Raw genomic sequence first — 20,847 nt, forward strand, 5'->3', positions numbered from 1 at the left:
TCTCCCCCTCCAGACAGGTCGAGCCGCCGCTTTGTCCGCCACGCCCACCCCGTCCGCCACCCTGCGCCCGGTGGTCGCCCGCGTCGCCGGGCTCAACCTCGCGTATTTCGGCATCGAGATCAGCGTCGCCCTGGCGATCGGGTCGCTGGCGCTCATCGCCGACAGCCTCGACTTCCTCGAGGACGCGGCGATCAACCTGCTGATCTTCGCCGGCATCGGCTGGAGCGTGCGCAACCGCGCCCGGCTCGGAGCCGTCCTCGCCGTCATCCTGCTCCTGCCGGCACTCGCCACCGCCTACGCCGCCTGGGTCAAGTTCGCCACGATGGCGCCCCCGGCTCCACTCCCCCTGACGCTCACGGGCCTCGGGGCGCTGGCGGTCAATCTCACCTGCGCGATGATGCTGGCCCGGCACCGCGCGGGCGGCGGCAGCCTGACCCGAGCGGCCTACCTCTCGGCCCGCAACGACGCCTTCGCCAACCTCGCGATCATCGCCGCCGGCCTCGCCACGGCCCTGACCCTGTCGGCCTGGCCGGATCTCATCGCGGCCGCCGGCATCGCCATCCTCAACGCGGATTCGGCCGGCGACATCCTGAAGGCCGCCCGCGCCGAATGGCGCGCCGCGAAGGCCGCGCCCGAGAATCCGGTCCCCTGAGAGGCTCCACGCCCAGCATGCGCCTGTTCCCCATCTCCGACCTGCACCTGGAGCGCCGACGCCTCGACGTCATCCCGCGCCCGAGCCAGCCCTTCGACGTCCTGGTCTGCCCCGGCGACCTGCACGAGGGCCGGCCCGAATCGGGGCTCGCGGCCCTGATGACCCTGGCGCAGGGCCGCCCGATCGTGCTCGTGCCGGGCAACCACGAGCACTACGCGCCGACCGGCGACGGGCGCACGGCTCCGGAACTCCTCGCCGACCTGGAGTCCGAGGTCCTTCGTCTGAACGGGGAGGGGGCGGAGATCCACCTCCTCCAGCGCGGGTCGGCCGTCCTACTCGGCGGCGTGCGCTTCGTCGGCACCACCCTGTGGAGCGACTGGTCTCTGGCCGGGCGCTGGCTCGACGGGCGCATCGCCGACGCGCCGGAGGACCCGGTTGCCTACGCGGCCGCGCGGATGACCGACCCGATCACCGGTTCGCGCGAATTTCGAGGCTCGATCCGCAACGGCGACGGAACGGTCTGGTCGCCCGCCGACGCGATGGCGGCACACGACCGGGAACGTGCCCAGCTGGCGGCCGCCCTGGCGCAGACCCATGACGGGCCGACCGTCTGCGTCACCCACCACCCGGCGAGCCCGCGCGCGGCCGATGCGTTCCGGGATGTGCTCGGGGTGCCCTGGTGGATCCCGGCCTTCTACGCCACCACCGTCCTCGAGGATCTGCCCGAGGCGGTCCGGCCGGACCTCTGGGTCTCGGGCCATTTCCATGCCGGGCACGACCTGCGGATCGGGCGCACCCGCTGGGTGGCGAACCCGGTGGAGGGGCGGGACTTCTCCGCCGATCACATTCTCACGATCGAATGAGACCGGACGCCGCCCGGCCGCGTACCTGTCGGGCGTCGCCTCGCTGGAGTTCACCCATGACGGTTCGCCCATGAACGCCTTCATCGCCGTCGTCCTCGTCTGTGCCAACGGCATCCCGATCGAGGCCTGCACCGACGACAAGGCGAGCGAGGTCCGCAAGGTCCGCGTCGCCAACGAGCTCGGCTGCACCAACGGTTGGCAGGAGATCATCGCCCGCACCGATCTGCGGGACGAGGTCGGCAAGACGAGTTACCTCAAGACCGAGTGCCGCCGGGTGAAGCAGGCCGACTGAGCGGCCGCCCGGATCTAGCGGTCGTACTTGATGTAGGCGAAGCGCGGGTCGGTGGGCGTGCCCTCCAGCGCGCCGCCCTCGGTGCCGGGCTGCCAGCCGACCACCTCCTCGATCTTGGCGGCGAGCGCGAAGTCCTTCTCGGTGATCCCCTTGGCGGCATGGTTGGTCAGCCGCACCTCGACCCATGCGTAGGAGGCGGTGATATCCGGGTGGTGCCAGGCGGCCTCGGCGAGATGGCCCACGGTGTTGATGACCATCAGCGTGCCCTTCCAGCCCGCGGTCTTGTAGGTGCGCCGGATCCAGCCCTCTTCGAGGCGCCAGGCCGGGAGCTCCCGCGCGAGGCGCTCCGTGACGGTGGCGTCGTCGATCACGTCGTCCCGCGTGCCGGCCATGGTCTAAAATCTCCCTCGAACAAGCATCGATGTCGAACCGGCTGAAATCCTGCGCCGCCCCCCTGCCATGCGCAAGGTATCTGAGCCCGTTCGGAGAGATCTGCGAGTCCGGGGGCGACCATCCGCCCGGCGGACTTGCCAATTCGTCCTGTGGACGCCCTGTGCCCGACCTCCTATGAAGATTGCCAACCAGCGCCGGCCTTCACGGGACAACCCGAGCGTTCGACTTCGAATCCAGGGAGAGTCCCTCATGCTGTCACGGCGCGGATTGCTCGCGACGGCGGCACTGTTGCCCCTGCCCTGGAGCCTCGCCCGTCCGGCGCGGGCGGCGGGGCCGGCGTTCCGGGTCGGCAGCCTGCCCTTCGGCACGGTCTCCTGGGAGGCGGCGGTGATCAAGGCGCGCGGCCTCGACAGCGCCAACGGGTTCACCCTCGACGTGGTCAAGCTCGCCGGCAACGACGCCGCGCGGATCGCCTTCCTCGGGGGCCAGGTCGACACCATCGTGGGCGACCTGCTCTGGGCCGCGAGACTCGGCAACGAAGGGCGCGCCATCCGCTTCTTCCCCTATTCGACCACCGAAGGCTCCCTGATGGTGCCGGGCGACAGCCCGATCCGGACGCTGGCCGATCTCAAGGGCAAGCGCCTAGGCGTCGCCGGCGGTCCCCTGGACAAGAACTGGCTCCTGCTCAAGGCCCAGGCCCGCGACACCGCCGGCATCGACCTCGAGACCCAGGCCACCATCGCCTTCGGGGCGCCGCCCCTCCTGGCGCTCAAGCTGGAGCAGGGCGAGCTCGATGCCGGGCTGCTGTACTGGACCTACTGCGCCCGCCTGGAGCCCAAGGGGTTCCGCCGCCTGATCGGCTCCGACGACATCATGCGCGCCTTCGGCGCCACCGGTTCGATGGCCCTGATCGGCTACCTCCTCGACGACGCTGTCGTGAAGGACAAGGGCGAGGCGGTCATGGGCTTCACCCGCGCGTCCAAGGCCGCCAAGGATATCCTCGCCAACGACCCCGCCGCCTGGGACGTGGTGCGCCCGCTGATGTCGGCGGAGGACGAGGCGACGTTCCAGGCGCTCAAGCGCGACTTCCTCGCCGGCATCCCGCGCCGGCCCCTCGCCACGGAGCGCAGTGACGGCGAGAAGCTGTTCACCGTCATGGCGCGCCTCGGCGGCGAGCGCCTCGTCGGCGCGGGTACGACTCTCCCCACCGGCCTGTACTTCGACGGCACCGGCAATGGCTGAAGCCGCCCCGCGCCGGTCCGCCGCGCGCCCGACACCCTGACCCCATGGGCTTTGCCACCCGTCTCGCCTCCGTGCTGGTCCTCCTCGCGGGGTGGCAGGTCGCGGCCTCGGCCGCCGGTTCGCGGCTGCTGCCGGCGCCCCTGGCGATCCTGGACTTCATCGCGCGCGAATCCGCGACCGGCGACCTGTGGTGGAACGTCGGCATCACCCTGTCGCGGGTGGGCATCTCCTTCTTCCTGGCGATGACCCTGGGGGTGCTGCTCGGGATCGCCCTGGGGCGCTCGCGCCGGCTGAACCTCGTCCTCGACACGCCGCTCCTCATCCTTCTCAACACGCCCGCCCTGGTGATCACGGTGCTGGCCTACATCTGGGTCGGCCTCAACGAGGCGGCCGCCATCGTCGCCGTGGTGCTGAACAAGCTGCCGAACGTCGCCGTGATCCTGCGAGAGGGAGCCCGCGGCCTCGACCCGCAGCTCGAGGAGATGGCGCGCAGCTACCGCTTCGACCGGCGGACCTGGATCGCCCACGTGCTGGTGCCGCAGCTCCAGCCCTTCGCGGTGGCCGCCGCACGCTCCGGCCTGTCGCTCGCCTGGAAGATCGTGCTCGTGATCGAGCTGCTCGGCCGCCCCAACGGCGTCGGCTTCGCGATCAACTACTACTTCGTCCAGAGCCTGAACGTGGCGGCGATCGTCGGCTACAGCATCGTGTTCATGAGCGTGATGATCGCCATCGACATCCTCATCCTCCAGCGGCTCGAAGCCTATGTCCGACGCTGGCGCTGACGGCAGGGCCGTGACCGGCCCCGACGGCGCAGCCCTCCGGGTCGAGATCGTCCGCAAGGTCTATGGCGGCACCGGCCCGGAACCGGTAGAGGCGGTGCGCGGCCTCGCCTTCACGGTGACGACCGGCGCGATCACGTGCCTGATCGGCCCGTCGGGGGCCGGCAAGACCACGACCCTGCGCATCCTTCTCGGTCTCGACCCGGATTACGAGGGCAGCGTCACGCCGCCGCCCGACGAGGCCGGCATCGCCATGGCGTTCCAGGAGCCGCGCCTGCTGCCCTGGCGCACCGTCGAGCAGAACGTCCGCCTCGCCCTCCCGAGGCCGGCACGCGGACAGAACCTCGACGCCCTATTCGAATCCCTCGGACTGGCCCCCTGGCGCGGACGCTATCCCGGCGCGCTCTCCCTTGGCATGGCCCGACGGGTCTCCCTGGCGCGGGCCCTGGCGCAGAAGCCACGCATCCTCATCCTCGACGAGCCCTTCGTGTCCCTGGACGACAACGCCGCCGCCGCCCTGCGCGGCCTCGTGGTCGCGGCGGTCGGCACGTCGGGCATGGGCGTCCTGATGGTGACCCACAACGTCGCCGAGGCTCTGGAGATCGCCGACCGCCTGCTCCTCGTCTCCGGACGTCCGGCGAGCCTGCTCGGCACCATCCCCCTCGATCGGCCTCGGGGGCAGCGCGACCGTGCCTGGATCGAGGCGAACCGTGCCTCCCTCGCCGGGCGGTTTCCCAGCGTCATCGCGGGCTGATTCGCCCTCGGTTCGCGTCCGGACGGCGCGATGTCCCCACATCGCCAGGGCTCGGATGCGGCGAGACCGCGCATCGGATCGTCACCGCACCGTTTCAGTATTCTTCACAACCGACGCGCGCTCCCGATCCTAAGCCGCCGACGTTTTTGCATTATATAACAGTTTTGGCGCTTTATTTCTAAGCCGCTGAATGGCGGTGCAGTGGATCGAACGCTGAAACCTCGTCACGGACATATCGCCTCCTGCCAAGCTGCGCGAGCATGCACAGGATGCATGAAGATGCGGCGAAGCTGTTCAAATCGCTTTGTCTTACCAAATCGGAATATTGCGCCGCACAATCTTATGGTGCGAAGCGTGGGCCGGTCGGAATGTCGTTGGGAGGCTCACGAGGTCTTGTGCGAAGCCTGGGAGGACGGTGCGCAAGCGTGTTGACGCCGACAGAATTTTTCTTAGAGTTCATTCAAGCTTCGGTTTCGAGGGGCGCCGCAAAGGGATAGCGGCCCCTGACCACACAGACCCAGCACCGACCTTTCCAGGTTTGGTTCCAAGGGTTTGGTGTCCGCTACCGAGGCGAACCTATCCCTGTCGCAAACAGTCAGATCACAGCGTGATCCTGCGGATTTTCCGCATGATGACGGCTGCAAGATCTGTCGGAGGAATCCATGAGAGCGGTACATCTTCTCGCACTCGGCGCCGGCATGGTCGCTTCGACCACGGCGTTCGCCAACGAAGACGTCCTGAAGCGCACGGCCAACCCGGCCGAGCAGGTCCTTCAGACCGTCGACTACGCCAACACGCGCTATTCGAAGCTCGACCAGATCAACGCCAGCAACGTCAAGCAGCTCCAGGTTGCCTGGACCTTCTCGACCGGCGTGCTGCGCGGCCACGAGGGCTCCCCGCTCGTCGTCGGCAACATGATGTACGTCCACACCCCCTTCCCGAACATCGTCTACGCCCTCGACCTCGACAAGGACGGCGTGATCGCCTGGAAGTACGAGCCCAAGCAGGACCCGTCGGTCATCCCGGTGATGTGCTGTGACACGGTCAACCGTGGTCTCGCCTACGCCGATGGCGCCATCATCCTGCACCAGGCCGACACCACGGTCGTCTCGCTCGACGCCAAGTCCGGCAAGGTGAACTGGTCCGTCGTCAACGGCGACCCCAAGAAGGGTGAGACCAACACCGCCACCGTTCTCCCGGTGAAGGACAAGATCATCGTCGGCATCTCCGGCGGCGAGTTCGGCGTGAACTGCCACGTCACCGCCTACGACGCCAAGACGGGTAAGAAGGTGTGGCGCGGCCACTCCCAGGGCCCCGATGCCGACATGCTGATGGACCCCGAGAAGACCACCTCGCTCGGCAAGCCGGTCGGCAAGGACTCTTCGCTGAAGACCTGGGAAGGCGATCAGTGGAAGACCGGCGGCGGCTGCACCTGGGGCTGGTTCTCCTACGATCCCAAGCTCGACCTGATGTACTACGGCTCGGGCAACCCCTCGACCTGGAACCCCAAGCAGCGTCCGGGCGACAACAAGTGGTCCATGACCATCTGGGCGCGTAACCCCGACACGGGCGCCGCCAAGTGGGTCTACCAGATGACCCCGCACGACGAGTGGGATTACGACGGCATCAACGAGATGATCCTCACGGATCAGAAGGTTGACGGCAAGGAGCGTCCGCTCCTGACCCACTTCGACCGTAACGGCTTCGGCTACACCCTCGATCGCGCCACCGGCGAGCTCCTGGTCGCCGAGAAGTTCGATCCGGTCGTGAACTGGGCTTCCAAGGTCGACATGGACAAGGGCTCCAAGAACTACGGCCGCCCGCTCGTCCAGGCCAAGTACTCCACCGAGCAGAACGGTGAGGACACCAACTCCAAGGGCATCTGCCCGGCCGCTCTCGGCACCAAGGACCAGCAGCCTGCTGCCTACTCCCCGAAGACGAACCTGTTCTACGTGCCCACCAACCACGTCTGCATGGACTACGAGCCGTTCCGGGTCTCCTACACCCCCGGCCAGCCCTACGTCGGTGCGACCCTGGCCATGTACCCGGCCCCCAACAGCCACGGCGGCATGGGTAACTTCATCGCCTGGGACGGCGTAAACGGTAAGATCAAGTGGTCGAACGCCGAGCAGTTCTCGGTGTGGTCGGGCGCACTCGCCACCGCCGGTGACGTGGTGTTCTACGGCACCCTGGAAGGCTACCTGAAGGCTGTCGACTCCAAGACGGGCAAGGAACTCTACAAGTTCAAGACCCCGTCGGGCATCATCGGCAACGTGATGACCTACAGCCACAAGGGCAAGCAGTTCGTCGGCATCCTGTCGGGTGTCGGTGGCTGGGCTGGCATCGGCCTCGCGGCCGGCCTGACCGACCCGAACGCCGGCCTCGGTGCGGTGGGTGGTTACGCCGCCCTCTCGAACTACACCAACCTCGGTGGTCAGCTGACCGTGTTCTCGCTGCCGAACTAATCGGTCGCACGTTACGGTAAGACCTTGGGTGCCGGCGCGGGTTTCCGCGCCGGCACCTTTATGATTAGAGTTGGAAGAACAAGATGTGAAACACGCGGCTGCTCAGCCGACGTGGAGTTCCTGGGAGAAACGTCGTTGCACACCATCAGCAAAGCCGCCATCCGTCCTCTCGTGGCGGCCCTCGCCTTCGCCTCCATCTCGACCCTCACCGTCCAGGCACAGGATGCGAAGAAGGCTGACCCGGCCCTGGCCAATCAGCTCGACCCGAATGCGCCCGAGAAGGATGCCAAGCTGATCGACAAGTTCGCGGCCGTGAAGGTCGAGGACGGAAAGTATCAGGACGCAGAGGGCCATCCGACCTTCCACATCACCAACGATGGCAAGAAGTTCGACTGGTATGCCTATTCGGGCTACCGCCGTTACCACGCCGAGTGTCACGTCTGTCACGGTCCGGATGCGATGGGCTCGACCTACGCCCCGGCTCTCAAGGACTCGCTCAAGACGATCAACTATGAGGAGTTCATCGGCATCCTCGCCGGCGGCAAGCGCGACTCGCAGGCCGGTCAGGAGCGCGTGATGCCGGCCTTCGGCGATAACAAGAACGTCATGTGCTACGCCGACGACCTCTACGTCTACCTCAAGGCCCGGGCCTCCGGCGCGATGCCGCGTGTCCGCCCGACCGACAAGGAAGAGAAGCCGGAAGCTGCCAAGACGGCCGAGAAGGAGTGCCTGGGCGGCTGATGGCGCGCTCACGCACCAGGACACGTCTCGCCCTCGCGCTCCTGCTGATGTCGGCAGGGGTGCGAGGCGCCTCGGCGCAGTCGCTTCCCGACCTCGTCACCACGGACACCCTGCGCGTCTGCGGCGACCCCGGCAACATGCCGTTCTCCGAGCGTAAGGAGGATGGTTTCGAGAACCGGATCGCGGCGATCATCGCCGACGAACTCAAGGTCAAGATCCGATACTACTGGCTGACCCAGGGTCCGGGCTTCGTCCGCAACACCCTCGGCACGGGTCTGTGCGACCTCATCATCGGCTCGGCCGCCGGCGGCGAACTCGTCCAGCACTCGAACCCGTACTATCGCTCCGCCTACACGCTGGTCACCCGCACGGGCGAGTTCGACGGGGTCACCCGCCTCGACGACCCCAAGCTCAAGGGCAAGTCCATCGGCGTCATCGGCGGCACGCCCCCGGTGAACCGCATGGGCGAGGTCGGCCTCGTCAGCGCAATGAAGGCCTACGCGCCCTACCAGCTCGATCCGGCCCGCAAGCACCAGACGGTCTCGGCCGAGGTCATCGCGGATCTGGCCGAGAAGCGCATCGACGCGGCGATTCTCTGGGGACCGGCCGCCGGCTGGCTGGCCAAGCAGAGCGGCGTGCCGATGGCCGTCGTGCCGTTGCTGCAGGAGCCGGACCGGCCGCCGCTGACCTTCCGGATCGCCCTCGGGGTTCGCCTGGAGGAGAACGACTGGAAGCGCACGCTCAACACGATCCTGCGCAAGCGGCGCGCCGACATCGAGAAGGTGTTGCGCGATTACGACGTGCCGCTCCTGGAGGAGGAGGGCAACAAGCTCCTCGCCTCTCCGGCGCCCTGAAATGGTGGGCGTCGACAGGACAGGCAGACTGCGATGGCGGCGGCGGATCGGCTCCGGCGCCGCCATCGTCGTTCTCGCCCTGCTCGCCCTCGTCGTCGTCGACCGGCGCCAATGGCTGCGGGTCGAGCCGGCCCTCGTAGCCGAACCGGACCGGGCCGACCGCATCCTGGTGGAGAAGGCCGCCCGGCGCTTGACGCTGCTGCGCGACGGCCGGGTCCTCGCCACCTACCCGGTCTCCCTGGGCTTCGCACCGGAGGGCCAGAAATCCCGCGAGGGCGACGGCCGAACGCCGGAGGGCATCTACGCGATCGCCTATCGCAACCCGCGCAGCGTCGCTCACCTCTCGCTGAAGGTCTCGTACCCGACGCCGGACCAGGCCCGCAGCGCCAAGGCCGCGGGTCATGCCCCCGGCGGCGACATCATGATCCACGGCCTGTTCAACGGGTTGTCCTGGCTCGGCCCCCTGCATCGGCTCATCGATTGGACCAACGGCTGCGTCGGCGTCACCAATGCCGAGATGGCGGCGATCTATGCCCGGGTCGACACCGGCACCCCGATCGAGATCCGGCCCTGATCAGGCCGGCACGATTCCACGGGCGTCGAGCTTGGCCAGGGCCTCGGTGACCGTCTCCGGCCCGATGCGCAGATCGGGCGCGATCTCGGCCAGGGGCACCAGCACGAAGGCGCGCTCCCGTACGAAGCGGTGCGGCAGGACCAGGCGGGCATCCGAGATCGCCGCCCCTTCGTAGGACAGCACGTCGATGTCGATCACCCGCGGCCCCCAGCGGCGCACGCGCACCCGACCCATGGCGGTCTCGATGCCGAGGCCCGCCTCCAGGAGTTCGTGGGGGGTCAGGCTGGTCTCGATCCCGACGGCGGCGTTGAGGAACCAGTCCTGGTCGGTGTCGCCCCAGGGCGGGGTGCGGTAGTCCGACGAGCGCGCGGTGACTCGGATGCCCGGCGTCGCGGCGAGCCGCGCCACCGCGTCGGCCAGGGTCGCAACCTTGTCGCCGATGTTGCTGCCGAGTCCGAGATAGGCGGCGTGCATCCGCGGGCCGCCGCTCATCGGGTGGCCTCGCGACGGCGCACGATCTCGATGGCGACGCCGTCGATCACCGCCGGCACCGGCGCGCTCGGTTTGTCCACCCGCACCCGGATCTCGGTGATGGAATTGTGCCGGTCGAGGATCTCGCCGGCGATGGCCTCCGCCAGGGCCTCGATCAGGGCGAAGCGCCGCTGCGTGGCGATCCGGGTCACGATCTCGGTGAGGTCGGCGTAGCTCACGGTCCGGGCGACGTCGTCGGAGCGCCCGGCCGCCCCGAGATCGAGGCGCACGTCGACGGAGACGTAGAAGCGCTGCCCGAGGCGGGCCTCCTCGGGCAGGAGGCCGTGGAAGGCGAAGACCGCGATGCGGTCGACGAGGATGCGGTCGCTCATGCGGATCGTCCCATCACGGCATCGACCACCCGCAGAGCGTCCACGTGCGGGCGGACATCGTGGACGCGCACGATCTGCGCCCCCAGGGTGGCGGCGAGCACGTGGCTGCCGATCGAACCGAAGAGCCGGTCCACCGGCCTGGTCTCTGCGTCGTGCAGGCGTCCGAGGAGGGATTTCCGCGAGACGCCGACGAGGACCGGAAATCCGAGGGCCACGATCTCGGGCAGGCGCCGCAGGGCTTCGAGGTGCTGCGCCCAGCTCTTGCCGAAGCCGATGCCGGGATCGAGCACGATGTCACCGTCGCGGAGTCCGGCGGCGCGGGCGATGGCGAGCGAGCGTTCGAAGAAGCGCAGCATGTCGGCGACGATGTCGAGGGCCGGATCGATGGCCTCGCGGTTGTGCATGATCATCACCGGCGCGCCGTGGTCGGCGGCGACCCGGGCGATGTCGGGCTCACGCTGAAGGCCCCAGACGTCGTTGACGATGCGGGCTCCGGCCTCCAGCGCCACCCGCGCGGTCGAGGCCTTGTAGGTGTCCACCGAGATCGGGACGGGCAGGCGTGGAGCGAGATCGCGGATCACCGGCAGGATGCGGGCCTGCTCCTCCTCCGCCGAGACCGGCACGTGGCCGGGGCGGGTGGATTCGCCGCCGATGTCGACCAGTGCCGCGCCCTCCGCCACCAGGGCCTCGGCCTGGGTGCGGGCGGCCTCGAGGCCGGCGAAACGGCCGCCATCGGAGAAGGAATCGGGGGTGACGTTGAGAATGCCCATCACGAGGACGCGCCGCCCGAGATCGGGCAGGAGCGTCGTGAGGGGGGCCGGCAAGTCTGGGGGCACGGGATGCTCGGGTTCGAAGGCGGGCGCGTCCGGGGCGCGTCCTCGGACGGGATGCCGCTGTCTTGAACCCAATGCCGGATCGGAGCAACGCCCTGCCGGCGCCGGACGGCGCCTGGTCATGCGCCGCCGCTCCGGGCAGCGACGCTACGGGGTCCGAAACCCCGGTCAGGTGCCGCCGCGATAGCAGCGGATCTCGGCCTCGGCCTGGGCCCGGCGGAGTTCGGCCACCTGGTCGTCGAAGACCTTGGTCGACTTGAACGCGGTGGTGCGCTGGCCGATGCCCTGGCGCAGCGACAGCACGGTGCTGGCCTGGACGTACTTGTCGTAGGGCAGCACAGCGGCGAGGGCGTCGAGGGAGCAGGAGCAGCGCGAGAGCGATTCGCGCGACTGGCCGTTGGCGGCCATGCAGCCGAAGATGTAGTCGGCCCGCGCCTCGGTCGGATAGTCGTTCTCGGGCTCGGCCGCGGCCGCCGCGCTCGCCACGAGGGCCGCGGCGCAGGCGACGGCGACGAGGTGCGGGAGCCGCTCAACCAGCGTTCGGATCATAGGTCAGGTTCTCCTGCAGGAGTTCGCCACCTTCGGCGTTCTTCGAGCTCGCCTCGATCGAAACGAGTTCACCGGGCACGGCCTCGGACGTGACGAAGGTGTATTTCAGGTTCTCGAAGCCGCGCATGCGCTCCTTCATCTTGTCGTCGAGGAAGGGCTGCGTCTCGATGCGCCAGCCGTCGACCTTGCGTCCCTTGAAGTCGACCTGCGTCGGCGTCACGGTGGCGTTGTCGCGCAGGCCCTTGCGAATGGCGTTCTTGATATAGCGCGGGTTGGCCATCAGCACGCGGGCGAGGTCGATGAGGTGATGCTCGAGGAAGAGCATCATCACCGGGTTCCCGGGCATGTCCTCGAACGGGCCGGCCGGGAAGCGGTTGGCGCCGGAGAACATCTCCACACGGATGTTGCGGTTGTCCGCCGCGTTGCCGGGCTCGACCCCGAGCTTGATCGTATCGTTCAGCGGCGGCCCGAACGGGCCCTTCGAAATGCCGCTGCGGCGCAGGTAATCGTAGGTGAGCTTCGTCCCGGGCGGAACGTTCTTCATCTGCGGCTGCTCGAAGAGCAGGTCCGAGGCGTTCGGGGGCGTCGCGGTATTGGCCTTGGTGACGGCGGGTGCCTCGGATGCCTGGGGTGCGGCGGGCACGGTCTGGGCGAGCGCAGGCGCGCCCGCGAGCATCAAGAACGCGGCAAGTGTGACGGGCTTCAAAGCGGCGCTTCCTCATTCAGCGGCGTACGCACATTCGGCTGCACGTTACTGCCGATGGTCCGGTAGACGTAGTCGGGCGGCGTCTCGGCCGCCTCCTCGGTGGCGAGATCGCGCACCTTGGCGTGGAGGGGCGACAGGGAGCAGGCCGGGTCGGTGGCCGCGGCATCCCCGGCGAGCGCCAGGGCCTGGCAGCGGCAGCCGCCCCAATCCTTCTCCCGCCGGTCGCAGGAGCGGCAGGGCTCCTTCATCCAGTCCGTGCCGCGATAGGCCGTGAAGGCCGGAGAGTTCGCCCAGATGTCGCCGAGCGAATGGTCGGACACGTACCAGAATTCGAGGTCCGGGATCGTCTCGGCCGCGTGACAGGGCAGCACCTTGCCCTGGGGCGTGACGTTCATGAGCTTGCGGCCCCAGCCGCCGGCGCAGGCTTTCGGGTACTTCGCGTAGTAGTCGGGCACCACGAGATCGATCACGAGCTGGCCCTTCAGGCGCTCGCGCGCGGCCTCGACGATGCGAATCGACCGGTCGACCTCGGCCTTGTTCGGCATCAGAGCGGCGCGGTTCACGTAGGCCCAGCCGTAATACTGGGTGTGGGCGACCTCCAGGCGCTTGGCGCCGAGCTTCACCGCGAGGTCGATGAACCCCTCGACCTCGTGGATGTTGCCCCGGTGGATCACCGAGTTCAGCGTCAGCGGCAGGCCGAGCTGGGTCACCCGCTCGGCGAAGGCGAATTTCTGCGGCTGGGCGTTCTTGAGGCCGCCGATCTTCTCGGCATTGGCCGCGTCGACGCCCTGCACCGAGAGCTGCACGTGGTCGAGGCCGGCATCGTAGAGCGCGTCGAGCTTCTGCAGGGCGCCCCCGACACCGGAGGTGATGAGGTTGGAATACAAGCCCAGTTTCGCGCAGGTCGCGGTGATCTCGACGATGTCGTTGCGTGCCGTCGGCTCGCCGCCCGAGAGGTGGACGTGCAGCACGCCCAGGGCCGCCGCCTCCGTCAGCACCCGCTGCCACGTCGCGGTGTCGAGCTCGCCGGAGCGCCGGTCGAGTTCGAGCGGGTTCGAGCAGTAGGGACAGCGCAGGGGACAGCGATGGGTGAGCTCCGCGAGGAGCCCGACCGGGGCCGGCAGGGCGGGGGCGTTCGGCGTGATCGCGTTCATCGCTCCAGGACCCGTTTCGTGGCCAGATCGTTCAGCATCACGAGGATGTCGGCCTCGATCACGGTCACGTCCGCCGTGAATTTCTCGGCCAGCACCCCGGCGATGTCGCGCACGGTGCGTCGGCCGTCGACCAGTTCCAGGACCATGACCGCGTTGGCGTCGAGGTCGAAGGTGCGCTCGGGCGCCAGGAGGACGTGCTGGTCGCGCACGGCGTCGTGGCGCAGGCGCACGCCGCGGGGCAGGCGCGGCACGTCCTGCGCCGTGAGGGTGCCGGTGCCGGCGGCCTGGGACGCCACCGGCTCGGGCACCAGCCCGGTGCCGGGCGTCCAGGCATCCGGCGGGATCAGGCCGGGGGCGACGTAGGCGAAGTACAGGGCGTCGAGCTGCGTCCAGAGCACGTTGCACTTGAACGTCAGCGCCTCCATCGCCTGGCGCTGCAGCGCCGGCGTGGTGGCGTGCTCCTTGACGTAGGCGATGGCGAAATCGGCGTCGCGCGGGGCCTGGGTCAGGCGCTTGTCGAAGTAGGCGAGCGTGTCCTTGGTGATGAAGTCGTAGTTCTTCAGCATCCCGGCCACCCGCTCCGAGATGATGGTCGGCGAGAACATCTCGGTCAGCGAGGAGGCGATCGCCTCGAGGAGCGAGCGCTCCTTCACGAAATGCACGTAGGCATCGACCGAGAACCGGGTCGCCGACAGGATGCCGTGCGTCGATTCCACGTAGTCGCGGGCAAAGCCCACGCCCTCGGCGAGCTTGAGCCAGCGCTCGATGCCGCCGTCGCCGGGCGCGTCGCCGTCATGGTCGACGATGCGCTGGCGCCAGACCCGGCGCAGCGACGCGTCGGTCATGCGCGCGAGCACGGCGGCGTCCTTCACCGGGATCATCGCCTGGTAGTAGTAGCGGTTCAGCGCCCAGGCCCGGACCTGATCCTTGTTCAGCTTGCCGTCGTGCAGCAGGCGGTGGAACGGATGCAGGTTGTGATAGCGGCGCGCCCCGATGTCGCGCAGGGCCGCCTCCAGCTCCTCGGGCGAGAGCAGGCGCTGGGCCTCGTCGGTCTGCGGCGTGGGGAAGGGCGCGGTCATGGCGTGGCTCGCGGATCAGCGTGGAGCGGTTTTAGGAACTTTTCTTATCAATCGCGCCGCACCCCGTGAAGGCCGCGGGCGCGCAGACGCAATTCAATCGGACACAATGTATGCCGTCGGCACTAAACTGCCAGATGGACGCCTCACGAAAGGGTCAGCGTCAAACCGTCATGGGCCACGGTCCAACCCGCCGCCTCGACCTGGCGGCGCTCGCCGGATCCTTCGACCAGCACCGGGTTGGTGTTGTTGATGTGGACGAAGACCCGTCGGCCGATCGCCACGTCGGACAGGGCCGCGATGGAGCCGCCCTCGCCGGTCATCGGCACGTGGCCCATGCGCCAGCCGGTCTTGGTGCCGACGCCGGCGCGGATCATGTCGTCGTCGAGGAGCACGGTCCCGTCGAACAGCAGGGCGTCGACCCCGCCGATGCGGGCCTTCAGATCCGCGGTGACCCGGGCGCAGCCGGGGATGTAGGCGAGGCGCCGGCCACCGGCCTCGATCATCGCGCCGACCGTCGTCTCGGTCTCGGCGCCGATCTCCAGGGTCTCGTCCTCGAGCCACAGGGGCACCTTGCCGGGCACCGCGAACAGGGTGACGTGCAGGCCCGGCACCGGCTCGAAGCGCCGGTCGAGGGCGATCGGCTCGCGGGCGACGACGCCGGCGGCCATCACGTCGAACACCCGGTTGGCGCCGACCGATTCGAGGATTCCGCTGGTTCCGTAGAGGGTGAAGGGCTGGCCCTCCCGGAGGGTCAGCAGGCCGGCGACGTGGTCGACGTCGCCGTTGGTCAGCAGCACGGCATGGATCGGCGAGTGCCGAAGCCCGTCGCGCGGATGCATCGCCGGGTTGTCGAACAGCTGCTGGCGGATATCGGGGGAGGCGTTCACCAGGAGCCAGCGCTCTCCATCGGGAGAGACGGCGATGCTCGACTGGGTCCGCGGCCTGACGCGGGTCTCGTCCTCGCGGGCGAGGGCGCAGATCGGGCAGCGGCAATTCCACTGGGGAAGGCCGCCGCCCGCGGCCGAACCGAGGATCAGGACATGCATGGTGGAACCGACGCTGCCTTGAGATCCTCGGGTTCGACGAAAACTGAGTTGCGAGGGCTCAGTTAAAGGTGTCGATCTCAGCCGACTCGTAGCTGGTGACTTCCATGCCGACGCAGATCTCGGAAACGATGGGGGCAGCCCAGGTCATGGTGTTTCTCCTGAAAGTTTCTTCTGAACGTCAGCAGCATCCCGATCGCCTCTAAGAAGATCGTAAGACACTGACGGCGCAGTGATTTCTGTCGCCGAGTTGATATCGACAATTTGGCTCGGCAGTTCAAGCGCTAAATTGCCGGTTTCTCCCAGCCACCCCCGCGAATCCGCTGCCGCCGTTAACGCGCGGTGCCGGAATCAGTGGCGGAAATCCTGTCCCTTGAGATCGAGCATGAAGCCCTTGCCCCGTACCGTGACGAGGACCGGGCCGCCGAGCCGCACGAAGTCGGAGAGCTTGGTCCGCAGGTAACCCACGTAGACATCAACGACATTCAGGGAGAGGCCGCCCTGGCCGGCCCAGAGCTTGTCGAAGATGTCGCCCCGGGAAACGGGGTGGTTGGCGTTGTCCATCAGGAGCGCGAGCAGCTCCGCCTCACGGGGGGTGAGGCGCGCCGTCGCATCGGCGAATCCCACCTGCCGGACGGTCAGGTCGAGCATGAGCTTGCCGGCGGTGACGATGCTGCGCGGCTCCTCCGAGGCCTTGCGGCGCAGGAGGTGGGTCTGGAGACGGGCCAGCAGCTCGTCGAAGACGAAGGGCTTCACGATGTAGTCATCGGCCCCCAGCGCCAGTCCCTCGGCGCGGTCGCGCACCTCGTCCCGGGCCGAGAGGAAAAGAATCGGTCCCGGATAGCCGCCCTCGCGCAGGGAGCGGCAGACGTCGTGGCCCGAGCCGTCCGGGAGGGTGATGTCGAGCACCACCGCCTCGGGCGCCTCGGCGCGGGCGACCGCGAGGGCGTCGTCGACCCGGCCGGCGACGCCGACGATGAAGCCCTCCGCCTCCAGGCCGCGGGCGAGCATGGCGCGGATGTCGCTGTCATCCTCGACGATCAGTACGCGCGTCATGCCACGGTCTCCTGGGTGCCCGTCGGGGACGACGAAGGGGGAAGTTCGGCGCCGCCGGCCGACAGCGCGGGCAGGTCCAGGCAGACCTGCGCACCGCGCCCGCCCGGCCCCGCCCCGAGGCGGATGGTGCCATCATGCCGCTCGACGACCCAGCGCGCCAGGGCCAGTCCGATGCCGAAGCCGGCCTCTCCCGTGGGACTGTCGCGGCGGAAGCGCTCGAACAGGCCGTCGCCGAGGTCGGGAAAGCCCGGCCCGTCATCGGTGATGGTCACCACCGCGTGCCCGCCCTCCGCCCGCGCCAGGGTGACCACCACTCGGGTGAGCCCGGTGGCGTGGCGCAGGGCGTTGTCGATCAGGCTCTCCACCACCTGACGCAGCCATTCCCGGTCGGCGAGCAGCGTCGGGTCGGCCTCGGACGGATCGAGGCTCAGCGCCACGCGGCGGCGGGCGGCCTCGGAGGCCATGCCGTCGACCGCGTCGGCCAGGATCTCGCGCGCGCCCACCGGGCGGCGGTCGAGCTCGATCTGCCCCGATTCGGAGCGGGCGACGCGCAGCAGGTCCTCGACCCGGCGCTTCAGGCGGAGCGCCCGCTTGCGGATGGTGGCGAAGACGGGCGTGACGTCGAGCTGGCGCCCGGCCGAGCGGGCCGCGATGTCGCACTCGCCGAGGATGACCGTGAGGGGCGTCCGCAGCTCGTGGCTGACATCGGCGAAGAAGCGCCGGCGCGAGCGGTCCACCGCCTCCAGCCGAGCATTGGCGGCGCGCAGATCCAGGGTGCGGACCGCCACGGTGTCCTCCAGAGCGGCGCGGTCGGCGGCGAGGCGGCCCTCGCGCCGGGCGAGGCGGGCGGCCATGCGGTTGAAGTTCGCGACCAGCAGGCCGAGCTCGTCCCGGGTCGCCACGGAGAGGCGGGTGTCGAGCTCGCCGCGGCCGACGGCGCTGGCGGCACGGCGCACCGCCTCGATCCGGGCCAGCACGGGACGGGTCACCGCCCGGTAGAGCAGGAGCACGATGGCGAGCGCCCCCGCCACGGCGGCGAGCGAGGCGACCCGCAGGGTGCTGGAGAGCGCGCGCGCCGCGTCCGAGCCGGCGATCATCGAGCGCCGCTCCACCTCGATCAGGAAGGAGAGGGGCTGCCCGGTCATGGCGCCGAAGCCGTTCAGGGCGCCCCGGATCGCCGCCTTGCGCGACTCGTCCTCGGACTGGCGCAGCACCTGGGTCACCTGCCGGTCGAGGATCGCGCGCGCCGCGCGCAGCTGCGCCAGGGGCCGCGTGCGGGCGGCGTACTGGGTGCGGTCGAGGGGATCGTCGCTGGACGCGATGGAGCGCCCGAGGGCCTCGTCCACCGCCACCAGGGCCCGGTCGACGTTGGTGCGCGCCACCGCCAGGCCCTCCGGCTGCGCGTCGGGGTTGCTCACCGCCTCCAGGGCGGCGAGGCCGTACTGGGTCATGCGCCCCGACAGCTCGACGAGGAGTTCCAGGCGTCCCTGCGCCGCGAGCGTCCGGTCGATGGTGCGCTCGGCCGCGCTGATCGAGGCGAGCACCCCGAGGGCGGCCAGGACGACGAGGAGCGCGGTGGCGCCGAGGAGCAGCGCGAACCGGACCTTCAGCGAGCGCATGGTTCTGCCAGCCTATCCTGCGTTCGTCCCGACGCGTTCCGCGTCCTGCCGGATGCGCCGATCCGTTCCGTCCCCGGCAGGTTCTCCAGGCCGAGTTCTCTAGGCCGAGCTCCGCCGGTGAGGCAAGGCGACGGGGTTCGGACGAAGCTCCCGACTACCTACCCGCGCGCCTTCACAGGTCGCGCGGCTGGCTGCCCCGGACGGCGCAGCGCCACTTGGTGACGTGCCATTCCGGGTGCTCCTCCTGCCACTTGGCGATGGCGCTCTGGGAGTTGCGCAGGCAGATGAAGGGACTGCGCGCCTCGTAGGAGAGGTCGATCTTGTCCTCGCGGCATTGCGAGGGCTGCGACAGGAGGCAGATCGAGAGCAGGATGAGCATCGGTGACGCCGGGTTCGCGCGGGGGAGGCGCGGGAGGCCGGCACAATGGTGCCATCCCGCGGCCGACGAAGGTCGTCCGATCGGGAGGATTGTGCAAGTCCGCCGGCCAGATCGACCGGACTCGTGATGGCGGGGCGGCCCTCAGGCCGCCGCCACCCAGAGCTCGCCCTTGCCCAGGGTCGCGAGATCGCCCGAGTAGCGGGTCAGCGCCCCGGCCGCGAGATCGGCATGGGCGGGGCTCAGGGGCCGGAGCGAGCGCGCCAGCAGCCGCAGGAACACGAGGTCGTGCGTGCCGGTCTCCACGAAGCTCGGGGTCAGGGCCCCGACACCGCCGGCCAGGATGGTGCCGCGGCGCATGCCGAAGCCCGGATGGTCGCCGAGGCTCGTGGCCGCGATGGTGCCGGCGATCATCCGCGCGCCCGCATAGGCGCCGGCCCGGCCCACCAGGATCAGGCCGCGCCGCATGCGGTCGCCGAGATGGTCGCCCGCCGAACCGTGGATCACCAGGGTGGCGCCGTCGAGCCCGGCCTTGGCGGCGTAGACCGCGCCGCCGGCATGGTCGCCGGCATCGCCCTCGATCGTGATCGTGCCGCCGGTGGCGCCCGAGCCCGCGAAGGGGCCGGCCGAACCCGTGACGGTGACGGAGCCAGACTGCATGCCCGCCCCGAGGCGCTGGCCGACATCACCGATCACCCGGATGCTTCCGCCGCCGAGCGAGGCCCCGACCCGGTCGAGGCGGGACGAGCCGCCCTCGATGACGAGGTCGTCCGAGCCGTCGAGGGCGAGCGTGAAGCAATCGCCCAGCGTCAGGCCGCGCCGGCTGGTGCCGACGGGGAGCCTGGCCGCCTCGGCCTCGCTGAGGCCGCTCAGGGACAGCGGGGTGACGTGCAGGAGGTCGAGCCGCTCCGGCGGCTCCTGGCGCAGGGTGAGGGTGCTCATGTGAGGGTGCTCATGCCGCTCCGGCCTCGCTGCCCGGCTCCTTCGAGAGCAGGTTCTTCAGGTGATAGTGGTGGCGGCCGAGATTGCCGCCGTAATTGCCGGCCGTGACCGCGACGAGGCCGTGGGCGGCCCCGGCCTCGGTGGCCGCGTGCAGGGCCGCGCGCATCGATTCCGCGACGGCGTCGGAGGTCAGCGCGTCGATCACGATCTCCAGCACGACGCCGACCTCGGCCGAGAGCTCGGTGCCGGCCCGGCCCTTCAGGGTCGGGCAATAGGCGTCGTTGGTGGAGGCCATCATGCCCTTGGTGCGGGCGCCGACCTTCGAGCCGGAGCGGACGATGCCGCCGGGGAAGGGCAGGATCGCGCCCGGAACCGCGCGGGCGGCCTCGACCGCGATCTCGGCGACCCTGAGGGTGTCGGCGTGCCTGCGCCCGAGGAACAGCAGGTTGCCGCCGCCGACCGCGCCGTCCACCGCGCGGACGAAGTCCTCGCACAGGAACTCGCCGTCCATGACGGGGATGCGCCAGTAGCGCCGGGCCTTGCCGGTCACCGGGTCGGTCAGGCGCTTGGCCACGGCGAAACCGTCGCCGAAGTAGCGGATCGCGCCGCCGAGCTTGATCTTGGTCGGCCCGTCGACGCCCGCGTAGCAGGCGGTGCCCGGGCAGGTGAGGATGCACTGGCCGACCCGCTTGAGGAGCTGGTCCTTGAGGCCGTTCGGCTCGAAGCCGAACAGCAGCACACGCACGCCGGGGCGCCCGTCCGGCGTCTCCTCGGGGGAGAGCTCGCAGTCGATCCCGGCCTCGGCGCCGCAGCCGATCACCGAGGTGGCGAAGCCCGTCATCACGGTGGCGGCGATCATCGCCCATTTGGGCGTGTCGTTGGTGATGACGATCGCGGTGCCGGCGACGTCGAACGCCTCCGCGAAGGTGTCGATCACCGGAATGCCGTTGAGGGTGAGGTCCGTCATCTCAGTCACCGGTCCCCACGCGACGCATTTCGATCGAGCCCGGCAGGCTTC

General features: G+C 69.4%; 25 protein-coding genes. 10 read left to right on the plus strand and 15 right to left on the minus strand.

Annotation, left to right across the window (positions count from 1 at the left end; genetic code table 11):
• Nucleotides 1-31: 31 nt before the first annotated feature.
• The 3 genes from ASF49_RS05475 (at nt 32) to ASF49_RS05485 (ending at nt 1,807) form a co-directional block, all read left to right on the plus strand.
• Nucleotides 32-652 (plus strand): cation transporter, encoded by a 621-nt coding sequence (locus tag ASF49_RS05475; RefSeq protein WP_056468992.1) that lies wholly within the window; start codon nt 32-34, stop codon nt 650-652.
• 17 nt (nt 653-669) lie between these two features.
• A complete protein-coding gene (locus ASF49_RS05480) occupies nt 670-1,515 on the plus strand; it encodes a metallophosphoesterase (protein ID WP_056468997.1) in 846 nt (281 codons plus the stop codon).
• A 70-nt stretch (nt 1,516-1,585) separates the two neighbouring features.
• Nucleotides 1,586-1,807 (plus strand): hypothetical protein, encoded by a 222-nt coding sequence (locus ASF49_RS05485; protein ID WP_055949561.1) that lies wholly within the window; start codon nt 1,586-1,588, stop codon nt 1,805-1,807.
• 14 nt (nt 1,808-1,821) lie between these two features.
• Here the strand turns inward: ASF49_RS05485 and ASF49_RS05490 are convergent, their stop codons facing one another.
• On the minus strand, nt 1,822-2,199 hold the full coding sequence (locus ASF49_RS05490; RefSeq protein WP_056469000.1) for a 4a-hydroxytetrahydrobiopterin dehydratase: 378 nt from the start codon (nt 2,197-2,199) through the stop codon (nt 1,822-1,824).
• A 250-nt stretch (nt 2,200-2,449) separates the two neighbouring features.
• Here ASF49_RS05490 and ASF49_RS05495 point away from each other — a divergent pair, with 250 nt between their 5' ends.
• From ASF49_RS05495 to ASF49_RS05525, 7 genes are all read left to right on the plus strand, one after another.
• Entirely contained in the window at nt 2,450-3,442 is a 993-nt protein-coding gene (locus ASF49_RS05495) for an ABC transporter substrate-binding protein (RefSeq protein ID WP_056469005.1), read from the plus strand.
• 44 nt (nt 3,443-3,486) lie between these two features.
• Nucleotides 3,487-4,224: an ABC transporter permease gene (locus ASF49_RS05500; protein ID WP_056469008.1), complete on the plus strand. Its 738-nt coding sequence runs from the start codon at nt 3,487-3,489 to the stop codon at nt 4,222-4,224.
• A complete protein-coding gene (locus tag ASF49_RS05505) occupies nt 4,205-4,975 on the plus strand; it encodes an ABC transporter ATP-binding protein (protein ID WP_056469012.1) in 771 nt (256 codons plus the stop codon). The genes ASF49_RS05500 and ASF49_RS05505 overlap by 20 nt, the downstream gene beginning before the upstream one ends.
• 662 nt (nt 4,976-5,637) lie before the next feature.
• Nucleotides 5,638-7,440: a lanthanide-dependent methanol dehydrogenase XoxF1 gene (xoxF1, locus tag ASF49_RS05510; RefSeq protein WP_056469015.1), complete on the plus strand. Its 1,803-nt coding sequence runs from the start codon at nt 5,638-5,640 to the stop codon at nt 7,438-7,440.
• A gap of 135 nt (nt 7,441-7,575) precedes the next feature.
• The gene (locus ASF49_RS05515) at nt 7,576-8,181 is read left to right on the plus strand and encodes a c-type cytochrome, methanol metabolism-related (protein ID WP_056469018.1); all 606 of its coding nucleotides are present in this window, start codon (nt 7,576-7,578) and stop codon (nt 8,179-8,181) included.
• Complete coding sequence (gene xoxJ, locus ASF49_RS05520; RefSeq protein WP_056469022.1) at nt 8,181-9,035, plus strand: rare earth element methanol dehydrogenase accessory protein XoxJ; 855 nt, start codon at nt 8,181-8,183, stop codon at nt 9,033-9,035. Before ASF49_RS05515 ends, xoxJ begins: the two co-directional genes overlap by 1 nt.
• 1 nt (nt 9,036) lies before the next feature.
• Nucleotides 9,037-9,609, plus strand: a complete 573-nt coding sequence (locus ASF49_RS05525; protein WP_056469025.1) for a L,D-transpeptidase family protein — start codon at nt 9,037-9,039, stop codon at nt 9,607-9,609.
• On the opposite strand, the gene folK is transcribed toward ASF49_RS05525, so the two are convergent.
• The 14 genes from folK to fhcD form a co-directional block, all read right to left on the minus strand.
• Entirely contained in the window at nt 9,610-10,083 is a 474-nt protein-coding gene (gene folK / locus ASF49_RS05530; protein WP_056469212.1) for a 2-amino-4-hydroxy-6-hydroxymethyldihydropteridine diphosphokinase, read from the minus strand.
• A gap of 14 nt (nt 10,084-10,097) precedes the next feature.
• Entirely contained in the window at nt 10,098-10,472 is a 375-nt protein-coding gene (gene folB / locus ASF49_RS05535; RefSeq protein ID WP_056469028.1) for a dihydroneopterin aldolase, read from the minus strand.
• Nucleotides 10,469-11,242: a dihydropteroate synthase gene (folP, locus tag ASF49_RS05540; RefSeq protein ID WP_156652872.1), complete on the minus strand. Its 774-nt coding sequence runs from the start codon at nt 11,240-11,242 to the stop codon at nt 10,469-10,471. The genes folB and folP overlap by 4 nt, the downstream gene beginning before the upstream one ends.
• A gap of 231 nt (nt 11,243-11,473) precedes the next feature.
• Nucleotides 11,474-11,854 carry a hypothetical protein gene (locus ASF49_RS05545; RefSeq protein ID WP_056469034.1) on the minus strand — a complete coding sequence of 127 codons (381 nt, stop codon included), beginning with the start codon at nt 11,852-11,854 and terminating at the stop codon, nt 11,474-11,476.
• Entirely contained in the window at nt 11,835-12,560 is a 726-nt protein-coding gene (locus ASF49_RS05550; protein ID WP_243214400.1) for a hypothetical protein, read from the minus strand. The genes ASF49_RS05545 and ASF49_RS05550 overlap by 20 nt, the downstream gene beginning before the upstream one ends.
• A complete protein-coding gene (gene pqqE, locus ASF49_RS05555; RefSeq protein ID WP_056469039.1) occupies nt 12,557-13,714 on the minus strand; it encodes a pyrroloquinoline quinone biosynthesis protein PqqE in 1,158 nt (385 codons plus the stop codon). The genes ASF49_RS05550 and pqqE overlap by 4 nt, the downstream gene beginning before the upstream one ends.
• Nucleotides 13,711-14,793, minus strand: coding sequence for a pyrroloquinoline-quinone synthase PqqC (gene pqqC, locus ASF49_RS05560; protein ID WP_056469043.1), 1,083 nt, complete (start codon nt 14,791-14,793; stop codon nt 13,711-13,713). Before pqqC ends, pqqE begins: the two co-directional genes overlap by 4 nt.
• 143 nt (nt 14,794-14,936) lie before the next feature.
• Nucleotides 14,937-15,839 (minus strand): pyrroloquinoline quinone biosynthesis protein PqqB, encoded by a 903-nt coding sequence (gene pqqB, locus ASF49_RS05565; RefSeq protein WP_056469046.1) that lies wholly within the window; start codon nt 15,837-15,839, stop codon nt 14,937-14,939.
• A 58-nt stretch (nt 15,840-15,897) separates the two neighbouring features.
• Nucleotides 15,898-15,987: a pyrroloquinoline quinone precursor peptide PqqA gene (pqqA, locus tag ASF49_RS05570; protein ID WP_055889187.1), complete on the minus strand. Its 90-nt coding sequence runs from the start codon at nt 15,985-15,987 to the stop codon at nt 15,898-15,900.
• Between the two features lie 200 nt (nt 15,988-16,187).
• The gene (locus ASF49_RS05575; RefSeq protein WP_056469049.1) at nt 16,188-16,892 is read right to left on the minus strand and encodes a response regulator transcription factor; all 705 of its coding nucleotides are present in this window, start codon (nt 16,890-16,892) and stop codon (nt 16,188-16,190) included.
• On the minus strand, nt 16,889-18,511 hold the full coding sequence (locus tag ASF49_RS05580) for a sensor histidine kinase (RefSeq protein ID WP_056469052.1): 1,623 nt from the start codon (nt 18,509-18,511) through the stop codon (nt 16,889-16,891). Before ASF49_RS05580 ends, ASF49_RS05575 begins: the two co-directional genes overlap by 4 nt.
• 172 nt (nt 18,512-18,683) lie before the next feature.
• Nucleotides 18,684-18,890 (minus strand): hypothetical protein, encoded by a 207-nt coding sequence (locus ASF49_RS05585; protein WP_056469054.1) that lies wholly within the window; start codon nt 18,888-18,890, stop codon nt 18,684-18,686.
• Between the two features lie 141 nt (nt 18,891-19,031).
• Nucleotides 19,032-19,829, minus strand: a complete 798-nt coding sequence (locus ASF49_RS05590; RefSeq protein WP_056469060.1) for a formylmethanofuran dehydrogenase subunit C — start codon at nt 19,827-19,829, stop codon at nt 19,032-19,034.
• A 10-nt stretch (nt 19,830-19,839) separates the two neighbouring features.
• Complete coding sequence (gene fhcD, locus ASF49_RS05595; protein WP_056469062.1) at nt 19,840-20,796, minus strand: formylmethanofuran--tetrahydromethanopterin N-formyltransferase; 957 nt, start codon at nt 20,794-20,796, stop codon at nt 19,840-19,842.
• Between the last annotated feature and the right edge of the window lie 51 nt (nt 20,797-20,847).

Source organism: Methylobacterium sp. Leaf104 (assembly GCF_001422885.1).
Taxonomy (GTDB): Bacteria; Pseudomonadota; Alphaproteobacteria; order Rhizobiales; family Beijerinckiaceae; genus Methylobacterium.

Coding starts and splice junctions, on each gene's coding strand:
- xoxJ (WP_056469022.1), top strand. CDS start 8,181: ATGGCGCGCTCACGCACCAGGACACGTCTCGCCCTCGCGCTCCTGCTG.
- ASF49_RS05505 (WP_056469012.1), top strand. CDS start 4,205: ATGTCCGACGCTGGCGCTGACGGCAGGGCCGTGACCGGCCCCGACGGC.
- xoxF1 (WP_056469015.1), top strand. CDS start 5,638: ATGAGAGCGGTACATCTTCTCGCACTCGGCGCCGGCATGGTCGCTTCG.
- folB (WP_056469028.1), bottom strand. CDS start 10,472: ATGAGCGACCGCATCCTCGTCGACCGCATCGCGGTCTTCGCCTTCCAC.
- ASF49_RS05575 (WP_056469049.1), bottom strand. CDS start 16,892: ATGACGCGCGTACTGATCGTCGAGGATGACAGCGACATCCGCGCCATG.
- ASF49_RS05480 (WP_056468997.1), top strand. CDS start 670: ATGCGCCTGTTCCCCATCTCCGACCTGCACCTGGAGCGCCGACGCCTC.
- ASF49_RS05495 (WP_056469005.1), top strand. CDS start 2,450: ATGCTGTCACGGCGCGGATTGCTCGCGACGGCGGCACTGTTGCCCCTG.
- ASF49_RS05485 (WP_055949561.1), top strand. CDS start 1,586: ATGAACGCCTTCATCGCCGTCGTCCTCGTCTGTGCCAACGGCATCCCG.
- pqqC (WP_056469043.1), bottom strand. CDS start 14,793: ATGACCGCGCCCTTCCCCACGCCGCAGACCGACGAGGCCCAGCGCCTG.
- folP (WP_156652872.1), bottom strand. CDS start 11,242: ATGGGCATTCTCAACGTCACCCCCGATTCCTTCTCCGATGGCGGCCGT.
- folK (WP_056469212.1), bottom strand. CDS start 10,083: ATGCACGCCGCCTATCTCGGACTCGGCAGCAACATCGGCGACAAGGTT.
- pqqA (WP_055889187.1), bottom strand. CDS start 15,987: ATGACCTGGGCTGCCCCCATCGTTTCCGAGATCTGCGTCGGCATGGAA.
- ASF49_RS05590 (WP_056469060.1), bottom strand. CDS start 19,829: ATGAGCACCCTCACCCTGCGCCAGGAGCCGCCGGAGCGGCTCGACCTC.
- ASF49_RS05585 (WP_056469054.1), bottom strand. CDS start 18,890: ATGCTCATCCTGCTCTCGATCTGCCTCCTGTCGCAGCCCTCGCAATGC.
- fhcD (WP_056469062.1), bottom strand. CDS start 20,796: ATGACGGACCTCACCCTCAACGGCATTCCGGTGATCGACACCTTCGCG.
- ASF49_RS05500 (WP_056469008.1), top strand. CDS start 3,487: ATGGGCTTTGCCACCCGTCTCGCCTCCGTGCTGGTCCTCCTCGCGGGG.
- ASF49_RS05525 (WP_056469025.1), top strand. CDS start 9,037: ATGGTGGGCGTCGACAGGACAGGCAGACTGCGATGGCGGCGGCGGATC.
- ASF49_RS05490 (WP_056469000.1), bottom strand. CDS start 2,199: ATGGCCGGCACGCGGGACGACGTGATCGACGACGCCACCGTCACGGAG.
- ASF49_RS05545 (WP_056469034.1), bottom strand. CDS start 11,854: ATGATCCGAACGCTGGTTGAGCGGCTCCCGCACCTCGTCGCCGTCGCC.
- pqqE (WP_056469039.1), bottom strand. CDS start 13,714: ATGAACGCGATCACGCCGAACGCCCCCGCCCTGCCGGCCCCGGTCGGG.
- ASF49_RS05580 (WP_056469052.1), bottom strand. CDS start 18,511: ATGCGCTCGCTGAAGGTCCGGTTCGCGCTGCTCCTCGGCGCCACCGCG.
- pqqB (WP_056469046.1), bottom strand. CDS start 15,839: ATGCATGTCCTGATCCTCGGTTCGGCCGCGGGCGGCGGCCTTCCCCAG.